The sequence below is a fragment of the Amycolatopsis sp. NPDC033938 genome (assembly GCF_055575975.1).
The window spans coordinates 932511-949756 of the sequence record NZ_JBVIRO010000001.1 but is presented as its reverse complement, the minus strand read 5'-3'; the positions used below and the strand labels follow the sequence as shown (position 1 = coordinate 949756).

General features: G+C 69.1%; 16 protein-coding genes. 3 read left to right on the top strand and 13 right to left on the bottom strand.

Going from position 1 to position 17246, the window contains the following annotated elements; translation table 11 throughout:
* The 4 genes from ACZ5ZX_RS04735 to ACZ5ZX_RS04720 all read right to left on the bottom strand — a co-directional run bounded on the left by ACZ5ZX_RS04735 (position 1) and on the right by ACZ5ZX_RS04720 (position 4630).
* A complete protein-coding gene (locus tag ACZ5ZX_RS04735; protein WP_465500664.1) occupies positions 1-828 on the bottom strand; it encodes a redox-sensing transcriptional repressor Rex in 828 nt (275 codons plus the stop codon).
* A 477-nt stretch (positions 829-1305) separates the two neighbouring features.
* Positions 1306-2841, bottom strand: a complete 1536-nt coding sequence (locus ACZ5ZX_RS04730) for a molybdopterin-dependent oxidoreductase (protein WP_465500663.1) — start codon at positions 2839-2841, stop codon at positions 1306-1308.
* A 57-nt stretch (positions 2842-2898) separates the two neighbouring features.
* Positions 2899-3135 (bottom strand): glutaredoxin family protein, encoded by a 237-nt coding sequence (locus ACZ5ZX_RS04725; RefSeq protein ID WP_005151738.1) that lies wholly within the window; start codon positions 3133-3135, stop codon positions 2899-2901.
* Between the two features lie 10 nt (positions 3136-3145).
* Positions 3146-4630: an AMP-binding protein gene (locus ACZ5ZX_RS04720; RefSeq protein ID WP_465500662.1), complete on the bottom strand. Its 1485-nt coding sequence runs from the start codon at positions 4628-4630 to the stop codon at positions 3146-3148.
* A gap of 292 nt (positions 4631-4922) precedes the next feature.
* Here ACZ5ZX_RS04720 and ACZ5ZX_RS04715 point away from each other — a divergent pair, with 292 nt between their 5' ends.
* From ACZ5ZX_RS04715 to ACZ5ZX_RS04705, 3 genes are all read left to right on the top strand, one after another.
* Positions 4923-5648, top strand: coding sequence for a sigma-70 family RNA polymerase sigma factor (locus tag ACZ5ZX_RS04715; RefSeq protein WP_465500661.1), 726 nt, complete (start codon positions 4923-4925; stop codon positions 5646-5648).
* Between the two features lie 113 nt (positions 5649-5761).
* Positions 5762-6856: a DUF5667 domain-containing protein gene (locus ACZ5ZX_RS04710; protein ID WP_465500660.1), complete on the top strand. Its 1095-nt coding sequence runs from the start codon at positions 5762-5764 to the stop codon at positions 6854-6856.
* Positions 6857-6952: 96 nt separating this feature from the next.
* On the top strand, positions 6953-7855 hold the full coding sequence (locus ACZ5ZX_RS04705; RefSeq protein WP_016330921.1) for an HAD family hydrolase: 903 nt from the start codon (positions 6953-6955) through the stop codon (positions 7853-7855).
* Positions 7856-7940: 85 nt separating this feature from the next.
* On the opposite strand, the gene ACZ5ZX_RS04700 is transcribed toward ACZ5ZX_RS04705, so the two are convergent.
* The 9 genes from ACZ5ZX_RS04700 to ACZ5ZX_RS04660 all read right to left on the bottom strand — a co-directional run bounded on the left by ACZ5ZX_RS04700 (position 7941) and on the right by ACZ5ZX_RS04660 (position 17157).
* Positions 7941-9047, bottom strand: coding sequence for a lysophospholipid acyltransferase family protein (locus tag ACZ5ZX_RS04700; RefSeq protein WP_465500659.1), 1107 nt, complete (start codon positions 9045-9047; stop codon positions 7941-7943).
* Entirely contained in the window at positions 9044-10093 is a 1050-nt protein-coding gene (locus ACZ5ZX_RS04695; RefSeq protein WP_465500658.1) for an NAD-dependent epimerase/dehydratase family protein, read from the bottom strand. Before ACZ5ZX_RS04695 ends, ACZ5ZX_RS04700 begins: the two co-directional genes overlap by 4 nt.
* Positions 10094-10381: 288 nt before the next feature.
* Positions 10382-10483, bottom strand: a complete 102-nt coding sequence (locus tag ACZ5ZX_RS04690; protein WP_007030867.1) for a 30S ribosomal protein bS22 — start codon at positions 10481-10483, stop codon at positions 10382-10384.
* A gap of 145 nt (positions 10484-10628) precedes the next feature.
* Positions 10629-10844: a helix-turn-helix domain-containing protein gene (locus tag ACZ5ZX_RS04685; protein WP_016330918.1), complete on the bottom strand. Its 216-nt coding sequence runs from the start codon at positions 10842-10844 to the stop codon at positions 10629-10631.
* Between the two features lie 984 nt (positions 10845-11828).
* Entirely contained in the window at positions 11829-12644 is an 816-nt protein-coding gene (proC, locus tag ACZ5ZX_RS04680; protein ID WP_465500657.1) for a pyrroline-5-carboxylate reductase, read from the bottom strand.
* Between the two features lie 24 nt (positions 12645-12668).
* Complete coding sequence (locus ACZ5ZX_RS04675; protein ID WP_465500656.1) at positions 12669-13499, bottom strand: thioesterase family protein; 831 nt, start codon at positions 13497-13499, stop codon at positions 12669-12671.
* Between the two features lie 141 nt (positions 13500-13640).
* Positions 13641-14438 (bottom strand): sugar phosphate isomerase/epimerase family protein, encoded by a 798-nt coding sequence (locus tag ACZ5ZX_RS04670; protein WP_465500655.1) that lies wholly within the window; start codon positions 14436-14438, stop codon positions 13641-13643.
* 22 nt (positions 14439-14460) lie between these two features.
* Positions 14461-16062 carry a hypothetical protein gene (locus ACZ5ZX_RS04665; RefSeq protein ID WP_465500654.1) on the bottom strand — a complete coding sequence of 534 codons (1602 nt, stop codon included), beginning with the start codon at positions 16060-16062 and terminating at the stop codon, positions 14461-14463.
* 105 nt (positions 16063-16167) lie between these two features.
* Entirely contained in the window at positions 16168-17157 is a 990-nt protein-coding gene (locus tag ACZ5ZX_RS04660; RefSeq protein ID WP_465500653.1) for a Ppx/GppA family phosphatase, read from the bottom strand.
* Positions 17158-17246 lie beyond the last annotated feature (89 nt).

The window sequence follows — 17246 nt, the reverse complement described above, 5'->3', positions numbered from 1 at the left end:
TCAGCGCACCACCATTCCGTTGCCGTGGCCGTTCACGCTGCCATTCTCGGCCGTCGCGGGGCCAGCGTCTCCTCCGCCGTTGCCATGAGCGGCCAGATCCGCGCGGCGGGCGACATGAAACGACAGGATCTGCAGCTCGACGGCGAGATCGACCTTGCGAACCTCGATATGCGGCGGCACCTGCAGCACCACCGGGGCGAAATTCAGGATGCACTGCACGCCACCTGCGACAAGCCGGTCGCAGACCGACTGCGCGGCGGTCGGCGGGGTGGCGATGACGCCGATGGAGATCTGCCGTTCGGCGCAGACTTTGGGGATCTCGTCGAGATGCGAGACCGGGAGGCCGCCGACCGGCACGCCGACCAGGTCCGGGTCGAGGTCGAACAGCGCTTCGACCGGGAAACCGCGGCCGGGGAACCCGCCGTAGTTGGCCAGCGCGTGGCCGAGGTTACCGATACCGACCACGGCGACCTTGTGCTTGCGGGTCAGGCCGAGGATGCGCTCGATCTGGCTGACCAGGACGCCGACCTCGTAGCCGACGCCGCGGGTGCCGTAGGAACCGAGGTAGGACAGGTCCTTGCGCAGTTTCGCGGAGTTGACGCCCGCGGCCTGTGAGAGTTCCTCGCTGGAGATCGTGGTCGCGCCCTGCTCGGCCAATCCGGAGAGGACTCGCAGGTAGACGGCGAGGCGGGCGACCGCGGCCTCGGGGATCGACTTCGCGCGGACCGCTTCCGGTTCGGCGGCGGTCTCGACGGCGGGCATCTCCGCGGTGGGCGCGTTGTCGGCGTCCGGTGTCACCCGGGTGCGCCGGCCTCGTTGCGACACCACGCTTGTCCGCTCCCTCTGGTCCTGCTGAGTACATGAGTCGCCCGAACCAGGAAATCGGCTCTTGACCCGAGGCGCTGAGTCCGGTTCGATGCCGGGCGCCCATCGGCGGCGATGGCTCTACGGTAGCCACTTGTGAACGCAGGCACAAAGTCACAGGTAGAGGGGATGACGCACCCCACACCCACGCTTGATGCCGTGCGAGGAGGCGAGTGGCGGTCGGCGACGGCGAAGTGCCGGAAGTCGGAAGTCCGTGAAGGCCACTTTGAGGGACTCAGAGTCCCTCAAAGTTCCCCTCACCTAGCACCACCAGAACCGTGCATAGAGCGTCCATGAAGGAATTGGGACACTCAACGTCCCAATTCCTTCATCGCCAGCCTGCGCCATGACGAAGACACCTGCGAGCTGCCGACTTTGCCGCTCCCGCGTGAAGGCCCCCTTCCCGCGGCTCAGCCGAGGGAAGGGGGCCTTCACGCGACGTCAGCGCGCGTTCACCGACACCGTGTGCCAGCCCGTGGCGCCATCCGGCACCGTGCCGGCGCGCGTTTCCGTCTGCGTGTAGCCCGACTGATCCGTCGCCCTGACGGCGATTCGGTGAGAACCGGCGGCGATGTCGACCTCGGTCCACCACATACGCCAGGTGTCCTTCGACGTCTCGGCCGACAGCACGGTCTCCCGCCACGGCTCCTGATCGACCCGGATCTCGACCTTCGCGACGCCGGTGTGCTGCGCCCACGCGATCCCGGACACGACGACCTTGCCCGCGTTCACCGCCGAACCGGGCGCGTCGATCCGTGACTGCGTCTTCACCGGCCCCTCGCGGCCCCAGCCGCGACCGAGCCAGTACGCCTCGCGCGCCTGCCAGGTGGTGATCTCCAGGTCGGTCACCCATTTCGTGGCGGACACATAGCCGTACAGCCCGGGGATCACGATCCGCGCGGGGAAACCGTGTTCGATCGGCAGCGGTTCGCCGTCCATGCCGATGGCGAGCATCGCGCCCCGCTGAGGGTCGAGGGCGGCTTCGACCGGGGATCCGCAGGTCCAGCCGTCGACGCTCGTCGCGAACATCTGCTCGGCGCCGGACTTCACCCCCGCCTCGTTCAGCAGGTCGCGCAGGTCGACGCCGATCCAGCGCGCGTTGGAGATGTACGGGCCGCCGACCTCGTTGGAGACGCAGCACAGCGTGACGTCGCGTTCGATCAGCGGCCGTGAGCGGATGTCGTCATACGTATAGGTGACTTCGCGGTCGACCATCCCGTGGATCCGCAGGCGCCAGTCCTCGGTGCGGACCTGCGGGACGACCAGTGCCGTGTCGATCCGATAGAAATCCTTCGAAGGAGTGAGATACGGCGGGGTGCCGAACTTCACGAAGTCCGCGTCCGGCGGGATCGGCGGAGCGGTCCGGGCCGCGACGAGCCTGCCGACGGCGGCACGCGACTCGTCGGCGTTCTTCCTGGTGCCGACGACCTGGCCGGTCAGCGCGGCCACACCGGCTCCCGCCGCGACGGAAGCCCCGGTGATCAGGACCTTCCGCCGGTCCGGCCCCTCGCCTTCGCGGTCGTCGAAGAACACCGGCGGCCGGAAGAACCGGTGCAGCCAGGTGAAGACGGCGAGTCCCGCGACAGTCGCGGCCACCGGCGCCAGAAGCGAGATCTGCCCGAGGTCGGTGCGCACGAAGACCGCGGCGACCCCGGCCGCGCCGAGTACCCCGACGAGTATCTGGCCCGGCAGCGGCTTGCGTCGCGACAATTGTCCGGCGAGCAGCGCGAACAGCACCAAGACGACAGCGAGACCGAACCTGAGGACGGGTTTGTCCCAGGTCTCCAGCGTCCGCTCGGCCCAGGCCACGACGGCGTGCGGGCTGTGGTCGATGACGAAGTTCGCCACGGCGATGAACGGCGAAGCCGTGTACCCGACGAAGCCCGCGACAAGATGCCCGACGCCGAGCGCGGCGGCCAGCGCGAGCAGGCCGGTCAGCGCGGCTTGCGGGAAGGTGAGCCTGCGTTCGTCGTTCACGACTCCATCTTCGTCAGGCGCGGTGCCCGGGGTCGGCCGTTCGCCCTTACGAGTGTCTTACGCCAGTGCTTTCCGGAGCCTGTCCTCTTCGACCCGCCAGTAGCCGTGTTCGGCGTCGTCGATCAGGATCACCGGCACGCGGTCGCCGTATTCGGCCCGCCATTCCGGGTCGCTGTCGACGTCCTGAGCCGACCAGGCGACGCCGAGTTCGCCGCAGATCCGTTCGATGTCCTGTTCCGCGACCTCGCACAGATGGCAGCCCGTGCGGGTCATGACGGTCACGTGGTGTGCCATGCGTCAATCCTCACCTGAGGCGCAACCGACGGAGTTTCCCGGTCGCCGAATGCGGCAGCGACTCGGCGAACTCGACGGTGTGCGGCACCTTGTACCCGGCCAGGTGCTCCGCACAGTGCTCGACGACCTGCTGTTCCGAAAGCGACGCGCCCGGCGCGGGGACCACGACGGCCTTCACGGCCTCACCGGTGCGCTCGTCGACGACGCCGACGACACCCGCCTCGACGACCTCGTCCAGCATCGAGATCACGTTCTCGACCTCGTGCGGGTAGACGTTGAAGCCGTTGACGATGATCAGGTCGTTCGCCCGGTCCACCAGGTGCAGGTCGCCGTCGGTGTCGAGATAGCCGACGTCTCCGGTGCGGAACCAGCCCTCCTCGTCGGGACCGTGCGCGCCGTCGGGCCAGTAGCCGGAGAACAGGTTCGCGCCGCGGATGGACACCAGCCCGGTGCCGCCGTCCTCGTCGAAGGCGTCGCCGAGGTCGTCGGGGTCCAGCGGGACGGGCGCCGCGTCGCCGTCGCTGTCGACCAGCCGGATCTCGATCCCGGGCAGCGGCCGCCCGACCGAACCCGGCTTCGGGTAGCCGGTGACCAGCGTCGTGGTGACCACCGGCGCGCATTCGGTGAGGCCGTAGCCCTCGTAGACGTCCAAGCCGGTGGCGCCGCGGATCGCGGCGAGGATCCTCGGGTGCAGCGGTGCCGCTCCCGAGGTCATCCGCCGGATGCTGGAGAGCCCGGCGCCCAGTTCTTCCGGGTCCATCGCGGCGAACTCGGCGTACATCGCGGGCACGCCGGCGATCGAGGTCACGCGGTATTCGGCGCAGTCGGAGAGGGTTCGTTCGGCGAGGAAGCGCTCGGAAAGGATCGCCGTCGCGCCGACCGACGTGGTCTGCAGCAGCCCCGGACCGAGGCCGTAGACGTGGAACAGCGGGATGGTGATGAGCACGCGGTCGCTGTGCTCGAGCGGCGTCGGGACGATCCGGCTCAGCTGGTCCAGGTTCGCCAGCAGCGCCCGGTGCGACAGCATCACGCCGCGCGGCGGGCCGGTCGTTCCGGAGGTGTACGAAATGACGGCTATGTCCTCACCGGCGCCGGCCGAGTCGACCGGTTCGACTGCTCCATCCGAGGTAACGGGTGGTGAGAGGCTTGTCACCCCCTCAAGGAGTTCCTCGGTCGCTTCGCGCTCCAGGAGGAGCCGCGCGCCGCTGTGCTCCAGCAACCCGTTCAGCTCCGCCACCGGAGCCTGCGGCGAGATCGGGACGACGGTCGCGCCCGCCCGCAGCGCCCCGAACAGCGAGACGGCGAACGCGGCCGAAGTCGGCAGCCGCAACGCGACCCTGTCGCCGCGGTCGATTCCCGCGTCGAGCAGGGCACGGGCCAGTGTGTGGGCGGCGTTGTCGAGTTCCGCCCAAGTCAGCGTGACCCCGCCGCCGGTCTCCTGGACGGCCGTCTTGCCGGGCCACTGCCGGGCGGCCTCGGCGAGCAAAGTGGGCACACTTGGATCGGCAACCTGCTCCGCGCTCAACTGCGAACCTCTTCCCTCGGTGAACGGCGTTGCCAGTTTGTCATCTCGGCCACCGTCATGGGGGTCACTCGGTTTCGTCGCAGTTCCGTAACCCCGGCACCGCTACCTACTTCGCGGTAACTACACGTATGCTGCTGGGCGTCGTCGAGTGGTGTTGATCACTCGATGGTGAGAAAGGAAGTCCGGACGTGCAGATCTTGCAGGCCCACGCGGCGGTGGGACATGCGGGCCGGTCTTCTCTGCCCGGAACGGGAGGTGCACCGTGACCCTTCCCGCGCCCAACCCCGTCTCCATGCTGGCGGGCCACATCCTCCGCCGGAGCGGTCTCTCCCCGGCGCCGTCGTCGCCTCGGCAGGCCAAGGCCCCGAGCCACGACGAAACCGCCGAAGAGACCAATGCCGCCGCCGAAGCCGCGAAGGCCGAAGCCTGGGAGCTGGTCAGCGCCGCGCAGGGTGGCGACACTTCCGCCTTCGGCAGGCTGTACGACCGCTACGTCGACGTCGTCTACCGCTACGTCCTGTTCCGGCTCGGCGACCGGGACCTCGCCGAGGACGTCACGAGCGAGACCTTCCTGCGCGCGCTGCGCCGCATCACGTCGGTCAGCTACCAGGGGCGTGACGTCGGCGCCTGGTTCGTCACGATCGCGCGCAACATCATCCTCGACCACGTGAAGTCGAGCCGGTTCCGGCTGGAGGTGGTGACCGACGAGGTCGCCGAACCCAGCGGGGCGCCGATCGGCAACGTCGGTGTCCAGGCCGTCGCGGGGCCGGAACAGCAGGCGATCAGCCGCGCCACCCGTGCCGAATTGCTGCGTTGTGTCGCCGAACTCGGTGAAGACCAGCGCGAATGCATCGTGCTGCGGTTCATGCAGGGGCTTTCGGTCGCCGAGACCGCGGCGATCATGAAACGCAACGAAGGCGCCATCAAGGCGCTCCAGCACCGAGCGGTACGCCGTTTGGCACAACTTCTGCCCACCGGATTGCGTTAACGTTCCATATTTGTTCCTCACCGGACCTTGCCGTAACCCTGGGGCGTTCCCACTCGTTTCCCAAGCCAGACCGGTGTCAGGACCGGGCTGAGCGCAAGAGACGGAGCAGGACCGTGGGCGTGCCGGGATGGTTCGCACGGGAGCGAGCGGACGGTGACCGCTTCGCGGACCTTGTCGACGGCGACGCGGTTCCGGAAGAGGACGAATTCTCGCGTGAACTCGCGCTCGTCGGCGGCCTCCGCGAATTGGGCGCGGCCGGCGCTCCCGACGCCGAAACCCGGCGACGGATCCGCGAAGAGATCGCCGGACGTCTCGCCGAAGCCGAAGCACCGCCGAAACGGCGTGGCCACACCGTCGCCAACCTCGCCGCGGCCGCCGTCGCGCTCGTCCTCGCGCTGGGCGGTCTCACCTTGCTGCTGTCCAAGGACGCGTTGCCGGGTGATCCGCTCTACGGCATCAAACGAGCGGGTGAATCGGCCGCGCTCGGGCTCACCTTCGACGAGAAGGACAAGGCGAACAAGCATCTGGAGTTCGCCACGAACCGTGTCGGTGAACTCGACGAACTCACCCGCCAGGCTTCGACCACCGAGGCGTACTTCACCGGCCTCGCCGATTTCGAGTCCGATCTGCGCGCCGGTGTCTCGCAGCTGACGGCCGTCGTCACCGACGAAGGCGGCCAGACCCGGCTGACGGAACTCCGCACCTGGGCGCGGCAGCAGTCCGATCGGCTCGGCCTGCAGATCGAGCGGGCCCCCGCCGAAGCGCGGGACAAGTTCACCGCCGCCCGCACCCTGCTCGACAAGGTCCAGGCCCGCACGACGGAGCTCGGCTCGCGGCTGGTCTGCTACACGATCACCACGGGCTTCTCCGACGAGCTGGGCGCCGTCCCGGCCGCCGGTGACTGTGTACGCGACCCCAGCTCCCCCGACGCCGTCGTACCGCCGGTGACCATCCCCCCGCCGTCCTCCGCGCTGACAGGCTCGCCGACGCCGACACCGACGGCCGTCCCGCCGTCGTCCGGCGTGGATACCGCGAACCCCACCGGCCCGCTCGCGCCGCCGACCGGTGGGACGCCGCCGCCCGTGGTGGCGACTCCCACACCGAAACCGAACCCGCCGCTGCCGGTTCCGACGACCGTCACGCCACCCCCGCCGCTGCTTTCGATTCCGCCGCTGATCCCGGGATTGCCACCGATCGTCATCGGCTGACGAGCCGGGTGATGAGGCAGGCGCCACACCTGGGACAGCCCGGTTGAGCTCTCGCTACGCTGTGCGTAGGCACCTGGGATTCCGGAGGCGGTGTGCGTGTCAGTTTGGCGGGGCAGGGATAAGAGTCAAGAGCTCGAACGGCTGGCCGAGCTCGCGGGCGAGGCGTCGGCCGAGGCCGCCATGGCGACCGCGTCCGCCGAAGCCCTCGAACCGCCGGCCCCGCCCGCACCGCCGGACCTGACCGCGGCCGCCTTCTTCGACGTCGACAACACCATGATGATGGGCGCGTCGATCTTCTACTTCGCCCGCGGCCTGGCCGCGCGGAAGTTCTTCACCTCCGCCGATCTGGCCGGATTCGTCTGGCAGCAGGTGAAATTCCGGCTCGGCGGCCGGGAGAACAAAGAGGACATCAAAACCCATCGCGAACGCGCACTGTCCTTTGTGGCCGGTCGGACCGTGCAGGAACTGACCGACATCAGCGAAGAGATCTACGACGAGCTGATGGCGGACAAGATCTGGTCCGGCACCAGGGCACTGGCGCAGATGCACCTCGACGCCGGCCAGCGCGTCTGGCTCGTCACCGCGACCCCGATCGAACTCGCGGCCATCATCTCGCGGCGCCTCGGCCTCACCGGCGCGCTGGGCACCGTCGCCGAGACCAAGGACGGCGTCTACACCGGCCGTCTCGTCGGCGATCTCCTGCACGGCCGGGCGAAAGCCCACGCCGTCCGGGCACTCGCGTCACGCGAAGGGCTGAATCTCAAGCGCTGCACGGCGTATTCGGACTCGCAGAACGACGTCCCGATGCTGTCGGTCGTGGGAACCGCGGTCGCGGTGAACCCCGATGGCGGCCTTCGCGACGTCGCCCGTGCGCGCGGCTGGGAGATCCGCGACTTCCGGACCGGGCGGAAGGCCGCGAAGATCGGCGTCCCGTCGGTGCTCGGCGTCGGCGCGGTGGCCGGTGCCGTGGCGGCCGGGATGGCCTACCGGAAGCGCTGACCACCCACCTCCCCAACGCCATGAAAGGTCCTTTCCTTGCAAATTTTGCAAGGAAAGGACCTTTCATGGCATCCGGAAAAGCGGCTCAGCCCTTGAAGACGCTCTTCCGCTGCGAAAGACGTTTGTACAGCGACTGCTGGATCGACTCCCGCACCTGATCGGTCAGCGTGAACACCAGCATCGGGTCGTCGACGGCGTCCGCGTCGTAGGTGTCCGTGCGGATGGGCTCGCCGAACTCGATGCTCCACTTCGTCGGCAGCGGGATCGCGCCGAGGGGGCCGAGCAGCGGGAAGAACGGCGTCACCGGGAAGTACGGCAAGCCGAGAAGCCGGGCGAGCAGCTTGATGTCGCCCACCTTGGGGTAGATCTCCTCCGCGCCGACGACCGACACGGGAATGATCGGCACCCCGGCCCGCAACGCCGCGGAAACGAAACCGCCACGGCCGAAGCGCTGCAGTTTGTACCGCGACGAGAACGGTTTCCCGATGCCCTTGAACCCTTCCGGCCAGACACCGACGAGTTCTCCCTTGCGCAGCAAGCGTTCCGCGTCGGCGTTGCAGGCGAGGGTCTGCCCGGACTTGCGCGCGAAGGAGCCGATCAGCGGCACCTGGAACACCAGATCCGCGCCAAGGCCCCGCAAATGCCTGCCGCCGGGGGCGTGGTCGTGCACGGCGACGGCGGTCATCAGCGCGTCGAGCGGCAACGTGCCCGAGTGGTTCGAAACCAGCAGCGCGCCGCCGTCGGGCGGCAGGTTCTCGACGCCGAAGGTGTCGACGCGGAACCACTTCTCGTACAGCGCGCGCAGCGGCGGCAACAGCAGTGTTTCGGTGAGTTCGGCGTCGAACCCGAACTCGTCGACGGTGTAGTCACCGGTCAGCCTGCCCCGCAGGAACCCCAGTGCCTTCTTGAGCGACTCCGGGAGCAGATCCGCGTCGGCGGGCCGGGTCTTCGCCGGGGAGACCCGTGAAGCGCCGGGGAACTCGACGACGGGCGCGTCGGCCCCGCGTTCCTGCTGGTTCAGGTGCCTTTGCGCCTCTTCGGACTCGCGAAGATCCCGATCCGCCTGAGCGGCCGGGGCCGGCTTCTCTCTGCCGGGGCCGTGCAACGGGATGACCTGCGCTTGAGCGCCGCTCACGTTTTCCGCCTCGCCTTCGTGAGAGTTTTCGGGGGTGTTCTCGTAGGGCCTGCTCACCGGTTCGTCGCCTGCCCGGTGGCCGCGGCCACCAGTACCTTGCCCGCGAGCCCGGCGAGCCTGCCACCGTCCACCACGGGCCTGAGCCCGCGGCCGGTGATGTAGTCGTCGAACGCCTCACGCGTCGTCCAGCGCGGGATGTAGCCGAAGTCCTTCTTCAGCTTCGTGATGTCCACGACGCGGCCGAAGTTCAGCAACCGGACCTGGTCGGCGGAGAAGTCGACCACGCGGGCACCGCGCAGGACCTTCCCGACCGACGGCACGACACCACTGGGCATCGGCAGCCCGACCCGGCCAGCTCGCCGAATCGCCTGAGAAAGGGTGAGTACCCCTTCCGAGCCGACATTGAACACGCCTGGCTTGTCTTCCAGCGTCGCCCGCTCGAAGACGGCCAGCGCGTCCGAGGCGTGCAGCAGCTGGATCCGCGCGTCGTAGCCGAAAACCGTCGGGACGACCGGCAGCGCGAAGTAGCGCGAGAGCACGGTGTCGATTTCGGGGCTGATGATGTTGGCGAACCGGAACAGCGTCGTCGTGATGTCGGGACGGCGGCGCATGAGCCCGCGCACGTAACCCTCCATCTCGACGGCGTCCTTGGCGTATCCGCTGGTCGAGGTGGGGATGAGCTCGGAATCCTCGGTGAAGACGGCCTGCGAACGCGCTCCCGCGCCGTAGACCGCGGCCGTCGACTTCACCACGAGCTTGCGCACGAGCGGCGAGCGCTGGCAGGCCGCCAGCAGTCGCATCGTGCCGATGACGTTGACCTCTTTGATCGCCGTGCGGCGAGCGGGCCCGGCCGGATGCGCGGTGCACGACGCGTGCACCACGGTGTCGACCTTGGCCGTGCTGATCACCTTGGCGATCAGCGGGTTGCGAATGTCGGCGCGGACGTATTCGGCGTGGCCCATCCGCTGCAACACCGACTTCTGCGGAGGCGTGGTGTCCACGCCGATCACCCGCTCGAACTCCGGATTGTTGCCGAGTCTGGCGAGCAGTTTCCCGCCAAGGTCTCCCCCGACCCCGGTCACGAGCACGATGTTCGACGGCATAGGACTCCCTGCGGCTTTCAGGCGGTTTCTCGGACTTCGATCACGGGGTCCTGATGACCTTGAGTACGTACTTGATCCACCGAGTGTGCGCGTACCTGCACTCACTGGAAGCATCGCGCGGCTGCCCTTGAGATGTTACCGCTCATTAGGGGTAGTCGAGGCAGCGCTTACATGCTATTAACCAGGCGCTCGCAGAGGGGATGCACGTCTCACTCGAATGGGTGGACGGCGCCCACTAAATGGGAGTGGCCCGTCCAGAAACTGGACGGGCCACTCACCGGCTGTGTCTTACTTGCCGGCCTTCCTACGCTGAACGCGCGTCCGGCGCAGCAACTTGCGGTGCTTCTTCTTCGACATGCGCTTACGGCGCTTCTTGATCACAGAGCCCATCGAGAGCGCTCCTTCCTTCGTCGTCGGTCACGCTGCCCGGCGCAGCGTCCAACGGGTGGAGCGCACAGGCACGAGCGGTCTTCCAGGGTACCCGCGCCCCGGAAGACGCCCTCCGGCGGGCACGCTGTGCTCCGCGAAGCGAGCCTCAGCCCACGTCGAAGTACGCGCCCTGCAGATATTCGTGAACGGCCTTTTCGGGCACTCTGAACGACTTCCCCACGCGCACCGCGGGCAACTCGCCCGAGTGAACTAGGCGGTAGACGGTCATCTTGGAGACCCGCATCAGCGTGGCCACCTCGGCGACCGTCAGAAACTGGACCTGGCCCACTGAGGGCAGATCATCCTTCTTGTTCGGCGGCATGATTCACCGTGTCCTTCGACACGTGTCGCGCCACGAGGCTTCCCCACCTGTGGTATCGACACGCACGTGCTCTCCTGAGAGTAGCGGGACTGGTGGGACTAAAGCGACGCGAGACTGGATTTATATCGCGCGAACGCTATCGCGCTGCCAGGGCGCGACTACGGAGTGAAGTCGCGGTTCGCTCGAATGGCGCCCTGCCATCGCGATAGCGGGGCCTATTGGCCTAAAACGCGCGACTTCAAGGGATCAAAAGACCTTGGTCGCCTCAGCTTGGGTCGCTTCGGCGTCCACGGGGGTCGCTTCGGCGTCCAGAGGGGTCGCGAGTGACTTGGGCCCGCTTGCCAGGGGCGCGGGGCCCTGAAGGACCCCTTGAGGGACTCAGAGTCCCTCAAAGTTCCCCTCACCTGCCCTGGAAGGCCCTCGCGAGCCTCACCAGCACCACCGGTCACACCGGCGGCGCCCCTCCACGACCACTGATTTGCTGACCTCCTAGTGGAGTTCTCGCGCCGGGCGGGCCGTGCGCCACACCCGGCTTCGTGCCGAACCTGAGCGACGTGCCCTTGAGCACCATCCGAGCCGATGCGATCCCCTTGTGTCGGCAGCCACCGAACTCACGACCGCCAGCCCGCATTATTGAGGGGTAAGGCAAATGTGGCGTGTCCCGGCGCGGGACTGTGCTGGCTGACGAAAGCCGGGCCGCGCCCCCAGCGTCCACAAGGAACGCTTTTCTGAAGAAGTTGTCCGACTTGGGTGTTTTGCGCGGTCCGCCTGGGGGGTCGTGAGTGGCAATGAGGGTTCTAACCCTATTCGCCACTCACGACCCCACGCGGAACCGCGCATAGCGTCATCAATCGGACAACGAGCCCTCGAAAGGTGTCCCTTGTGGACAGTCACACGACACCTCCCGCCTCAGCGGGGAGCTCCTCGCCTGCCACCAGACAGTGAGCCGATCACGCCACGTTGGTCTCACCCCTCAATAGAGGACTAAACGCGAGGGTCGTGGGCGGCGCCGAGTTCGGTCGAGCGGTCCTTCGCGGCCTCGATGGCGGCCAGGAGTGCCGCGCGGACACCGTGCTTCTCCAGTTCGCGGATCGCGTTGATGGTCGTCCCGGCGGGCGAAGTGACGGCTTCGCGCAGCAGTACCGGGTGTTCGTCGGACTCCGCGAGCATCTTGGCCGCCCCGACCGCCGACTGGATGATCAGCTGCCCGGCGAGCGCGCGCGGCAGGCCGAGCAGGATCCCGGCGTCGATCATGGCCTCGACCAGGTAGAAGAAGTACGCCGGTCCGGAACCGGACAGCGCCGTGACGGCGTCCTGCTGCGACTCCGGCACCTCCACGACCTGCCCGACGTGCGAAAGCAGGTCCTTCACCACCGCGATGTGCTCGGCGGTGGCGTGCGCACCCGCTGAGACCGCGCTCATGGCCTCGCCGACGAGCATCGGGGTGTTCGGCATGACCCGCACCACGGGGACGCCCTCGGCCAGCCTGCGCTCGTACAGGGCGGTCGGCAGGCCCGCGCACAGCGAGACCACCAGCGACTCCTTGCCGAGCAACGGCGCGAGTTCGTCCAGCACCGGCTCGATGTCCTGCGGTTTGACCGCGACGACCAGCACGTCCGCCCGGCGCGCGGCGTCGGCGACGGTGACCCCTTGGACGCCGTAGCGCTCGGTCAGCTCGGCCGCGCGGGCCGGGTAGCGCTCGGTGAACAGCAGGTCAGCGGGGCTGTGCCCGCCGTGCAGCAGGCCCGAGAGCAGGGCCTCCCCGATCTTTCCGGCACCAAGGACCGCGATCACACTCATGCCGTTCAGCGTGCCAAACCGCCGTCAGCCGCCGGGCGCCGGGGCGAGCGCCAGCTGACGCGCCTGGCAGACCAGCCTGCCCTGCGAGTCCACCACCATGGCGTCCGAGTCGAACCAGGACTCGTGCACCGACTGGGCCTGCACGATCACCCGCAGCCAGCCCGGCGCGGGGCGCGTGCGCAGCAACGCGGTCAGCTGCACGGTGGGCGCCCAGCCCACGCGGCCGAGGTTGTAGACCACCGGCGGGTTCACATCCCCCGCGAGCAAGGCGAAGTACGGGTCCGGCAGGCCGTGCCGCGGCCGGACCCACAGCCGCATCTTCGGCGGGTCGCCGATCCGGCCGTGCAGGTAGCCGACACTCGCCGGATCCAGCCGGACGTCGCACCCCTTGGCCAGGTTGAACATGCCTTCGGAGGTCTCACCGGTGACGGGCACCGCGCCGGGCGGCGGCTCGGCGGGCATGGCGGGGACGTCGGTCCACTCCGGCCGCCGCATCGGCAGCCGTCCGGTGGTCACCCTGGCCTCGACGCAACTGCGGCCCCGCTGCTCCAGCAGGACCGCGACGACCGAGGCGCGCCTTCCGACCTTCCGGACGTCCATCCGCAGCAGCACCGGCCCCACCGCCGGCGGGTGGAGGAACTCCGCGCTGATCGCCAGCGGCTCGGACGGCGGTTCGCCGCGTTCGTGCAGGTGTGCGATGGCGGTCCGGGCCATCAGTGCCATCAGGAAGCCGCCGTGCGGATGTCCGCCGATCGACCATTCCGTGCGCAGTACCGCGGTGAACGTGCCGTCACCCAGTGATCGCGTCGCGCATGCCGCGTCGAAGGAGGTGACCGTGTTGTCGGCCGCGCTCACCGAGAACTGACCAAGGCCACGAGCCGATCCATCGGGGTGCGGGAGATCAACAAGCGCAGCTGGTTCACGGTCGGAACTTTACGTGTACCAGCGCCTGGAGTGCAGAGAGGAATGAATCTCCGCACCTGGAGACGATCTTTGTCACTGGCCGAGGTGGAACCTCGCGAACAGGAGTGACTCCGCGAGGTCCCTCGATCGCTGTGCCGCGTTCGGTGCTCGGCGGGTGTTGATCTCCAGCACGATCTGTCCGGCGAAATCGCTGTTCACGAGCTTTTCGAGAAGTTCGGCGCAGGGTTCGATCCCGCGTCCGGGCACCAGGTGCTCGTCCTTCGGGAGGCCGGTGCCGTCCGCCAGATGGACGTGGGTGAGCCCGGAACCCATCCGTTCGGCGAGCGCGAGGGCGTCCATTCCCGCCGCCGCCGTGTGGGACAGGTCGAGCGTGTAGTGACGAAACCCTACGTCCGTAGGGTCGATCGACGGCCGGAAAGCCGACACGCGCGCGGTCCGCGAGCCGCCGGGCGGGCGGACCTTGAACATGTTCTCGACCGCGATCTCGATGCCGCTTTCCGCTTCGAGTTCGTCGACGAGGTCACCGAACGCGTCGCCGTAGCGGCGCTGCCACCGGAACGGCGGATGCACCACGACCGTGCGCGCGCCCAGTTCCAGCGCCGCGTCGACGGACATCCGCAGGCGTACTTCGGGATCCGGCGACCACACGCGCTGGGTGATCAGCAGCGACGGCGAGTGGATCGACAGCACCGGCACCCCGGTGCGGCGCGACCACCGGCGCAGCGCGGTGACGTCCTGGCTGACCGGGTCGGCCCAGACCATCACCTCGACGCCGTCGTAGCCGAGGTCGGCGGCCATCTCGAAGGCCGCTCCCGCCCGTAACGGCCAGACGGAAGCGGTCGAGATCCCCACCGGAACAGGAACTGCCATTCCGGCATCCTCCCCGAGGCCGCTAACGGGCGACGAGGAGGAGTGCGGCCGGTGAGACCGTCACCACCAGTCCGACCAGTACCGCGAGCACCAGGGTCTGCAGGTCGTCCGCCTTGCGGATCTTCCGGACGATCCACACCAGCGCGACGATCACCAGCAGCGCGGCGACCAGCGCGGCGGCGGGGATGTTCACCCACAGCCAGTTGAAGCCCAGCCAGACCCCGGCACCGCCGACGACGCCGAGGGCGAGCTGACCCGCCAAGGCCAGCCACTGCTTGCCCGGCGACACGTTCTCGGCGTACTCGGGCTCGTCCTCTTCGACGACGTCCGCGTCCTGGTCGTCCTCGTAGTCGTCCTCATAGTCGTCGGACCGGTAGCCGTCCGCCGTCCGGCCGAAGCCGTACTCCTCGCGGTCGAAGTCGGGACCGCTGTCCGGGTAGGCAGGGTCGGCGAAGTCGCGTTCGTACTCGTCGAGGTCGTCCTGCTGCCGGTCGCGTTCGTCGAGCGAATGCGGCGGCACGAACGGCATCGGGGCGGGATGGGGCGGGTGGGAAGAACCCATGGTGGGTGGTCCGGCGTCGAACGGATCCGGTTCGGGATCCGCCTGCGGCTCGACGGGCGCGGCGGCCACTGGGGGCGGCACCGGCGGGATCCCGCCGATCTCGGTGTCCTCGGACTGCACCTTCTGGCGTCGCTTGCGCCAGCCTGCCAGCCCGGCGGGCACCTCCGGCTCGACGGGCGCGGGCGCCTTGGCTTCGGGCGCGGCCTCGTCACCCACGGCGGCGAACTGCTCGGTGCTCGGCTCGGCCTTGGGCTGGGCCGGCCGGGCGGGCGGGCGACGGCGCCGCACCGGCTGGGCGGGCGGGGTCGCGAACGCGCCGCTGGCCATCGGGCCGGGCTGGTCCTGGTCCTCGTCGACGCCCGCGTCCGCCCCACCGTCGAGTCTCGCCGAGAGACCGGCGGACGGCGGACCGGCGGGCGGCTCCGGGCGCCGGCGGACCGGTGGCACCGCGCCGCGGGTCTCTTCCGGGCCGGGCGGCCGCGGACGGCCGCGCGGGGGCAGGCCGTTGGAATCGGGCATCCGCTGGTACCCGCTCGACTCCTGGGGCGGGGCCGGGCGCGCGAACTGGCCGGACTGCTGGGGTGGCCGCTGCTGGTAGCCGCTCTGCTCCTGCGGCGGGGCGGGCCGGACGAACTGGCCCGACTCCTGCGGCGGCTGGCCCGGCTTCGGCGGGGCCGGACGGGCGAACTGCCCGGACTCCTGCGGGGGCTGGACCGGCTTCGGCGGGCGGACCGGCGGTGTCTGCCGGGTCGGTGTCGACGCGACGTCCGGCGGCACCGGCAGCGGCGCGGAGTCCTGCTGCGGCGGAGCCTGCGGGCGGCCGCGGCGCGGCGGGCGCGAAGGCGGCGGCGGGGTGTCGCCGGAGACCCGGTCGATGATCGCCTGCGGCGCGGTGTCGCTCACCGACGGCGCGCGGCGGCCGCGCGTCGGCTCGGGAGCCTCGTCCTCGTCGTCGGCCGCGCGGCGTCGCCTGCGGCGCCCGCCTTCCGGCTGGGCTCCGTGCTGCGCGAGCAGCTCCGCCACGGTCTTCTGCGGCGGGCCGCTCTCTGTCTCGTCCGTCATACCGTGCTGTCCAATGCGCGCTCCAGCCGTCGCGAACCGGCACGCGACGGGGCATCGGCGGCGTCACGCGCGCTAGTGGCCGTCATCCGCATTTCCGTCACCTCTTCACCGTGCCCGTTCTCCTTCGACGAAGTCCAGTCGGGCGCTGCCGCCCCCAGTCTCGTCCGCACCATTCGAATGGTCCAGCCGCCGCAGGATGACACCTTCTCGCAGCGCCCACGGGCAGATCTCCAGTTCTTCCAGTGAAAGCGCCCGCATGGTGGCTTGTGCGACGAGCGCGCCCGCCACCAGTTGATGCGACCTGCTCGCGCTGACCCCCTCGAGTTGTGCCAGGTCATGGGCGGTCATCCGGGAGATGAACGCGATGAGCTGGCGCAACGCGGTGTCGGTCAGGGTACGGCGCACATGCGGCCCGCTGGCCGACGGCGCCGCTCCGGTCAGCCGAGCGAGTGACCGGAACGTCTTCGACGTCGCGACGACACGATCGGGTTCACCCAATTTGGCGACCTTCTTCGCGAGCGTGCCGAGCTGTTCTTCGAGCCAGGCCGAAGTCGCGATGAGTTCCGAGCGGGACGGCGGATCGTTCCGGAACCTCGTCCGGGTGGTCCGGCCCGCGCCCAGCGGGAGTGACTCGGCCAGCTCGGGCTCCTCGTCGCGGCCCATCGCGACCTCGAGCGAGCCGCCGCCGATGTCGAGGACCAGCAGCTTGCCTGCCGACCAGCCGAACCACCGGCGGACGGCGAGGAAGGTGAGCCGGGACTCGTCGACCCCGGAGAGCACCTTCAACTCGACGCCGGTCTGCTCTTGGACCTTCGCCAGCACCTTGGGGGCGTTCTTGGCCTCGCGGACCGCGGAGGTCGCGAACGCCATGACCTCTTCGCAGCCGAGCCGCAGGGCCGCCGCCTTCGCTGATTCGACCGCCCGCACGAGGCTGTCCGCGCCCGCGCGGCTCAGGTCGCCGTTGCGGGTGATCTGCTCGGCGAGCCGGAGGACGGCCTTTTCGGAATGCATCGGGGTCGGGTGGGCGCCACGATGGGCGTCGACCACGAGTAGGTGGACGGTGTTGGAACCGACGTCGAGTACCCCTAGGCGCACGAGCGTCTACGGTACCCGCCCGCACGTCAGGTCACGAAACCGTAACCGTGATCTGTATCGCAACCGGCGGAGCTGAAGGGGACTTTCCC

Bases quoted from the DNA above. Each gene is read 5' to 3' on its own strand.
- proC (WP_465500657.1), bottom strand. From the start codon at position 12,644: ATGAGTGTGATCGCGGTCCTTGGTGCCGGAAAGATCGGGGAGGCCCTG.
- ACZ5ZX_RS04685 (WP_016330918.1), bottom strand. From the start codon at position 10,844: ATGCCGCCGAACAAGAAGGATGATCTGCCCTCAGTGGGCCAGGTCCAG.
- ACZ5ZX_RS04695 (WP_465500658.1), bottom strand. From the start codon at position 10,093: ATGCCGTCGAACATCGTGCTCGTGACCGGGGTCGGGGGAGACCTTGGC.
- ACZ5ZX_RS04665 (WP_465500654.1), bottom strand. From the start codon at position 16,062: ATGACGGACGAGACAGAGAGCGGCCCGCCGCAGAAGACCGTGGCGGAG.
- ACZ5ZX_RS04725 (WP_005151738.1), bottom strand. From the start codon at position 3,135: ATGGCACACCACGTGACCGTCATGACCCGCACGGGCTGCCATCTGTGC.
- ACZ5ZX_RS04670 (WP_465500655.1), bottom strand. From the start codon at position 14,438: ATGGCAGTTCCTGTTCCGGTGGGGATCTCGACCGCTTCCGTCTGGCCG.
- ACZ5ZX_RS04690 (WP_007030867.1), bottom strand. From the start codon at position 10,483: ATGGGCTCTGTGATCAAGAAGCGCCGTAAGCGCATGTCGAAGAAGAAG.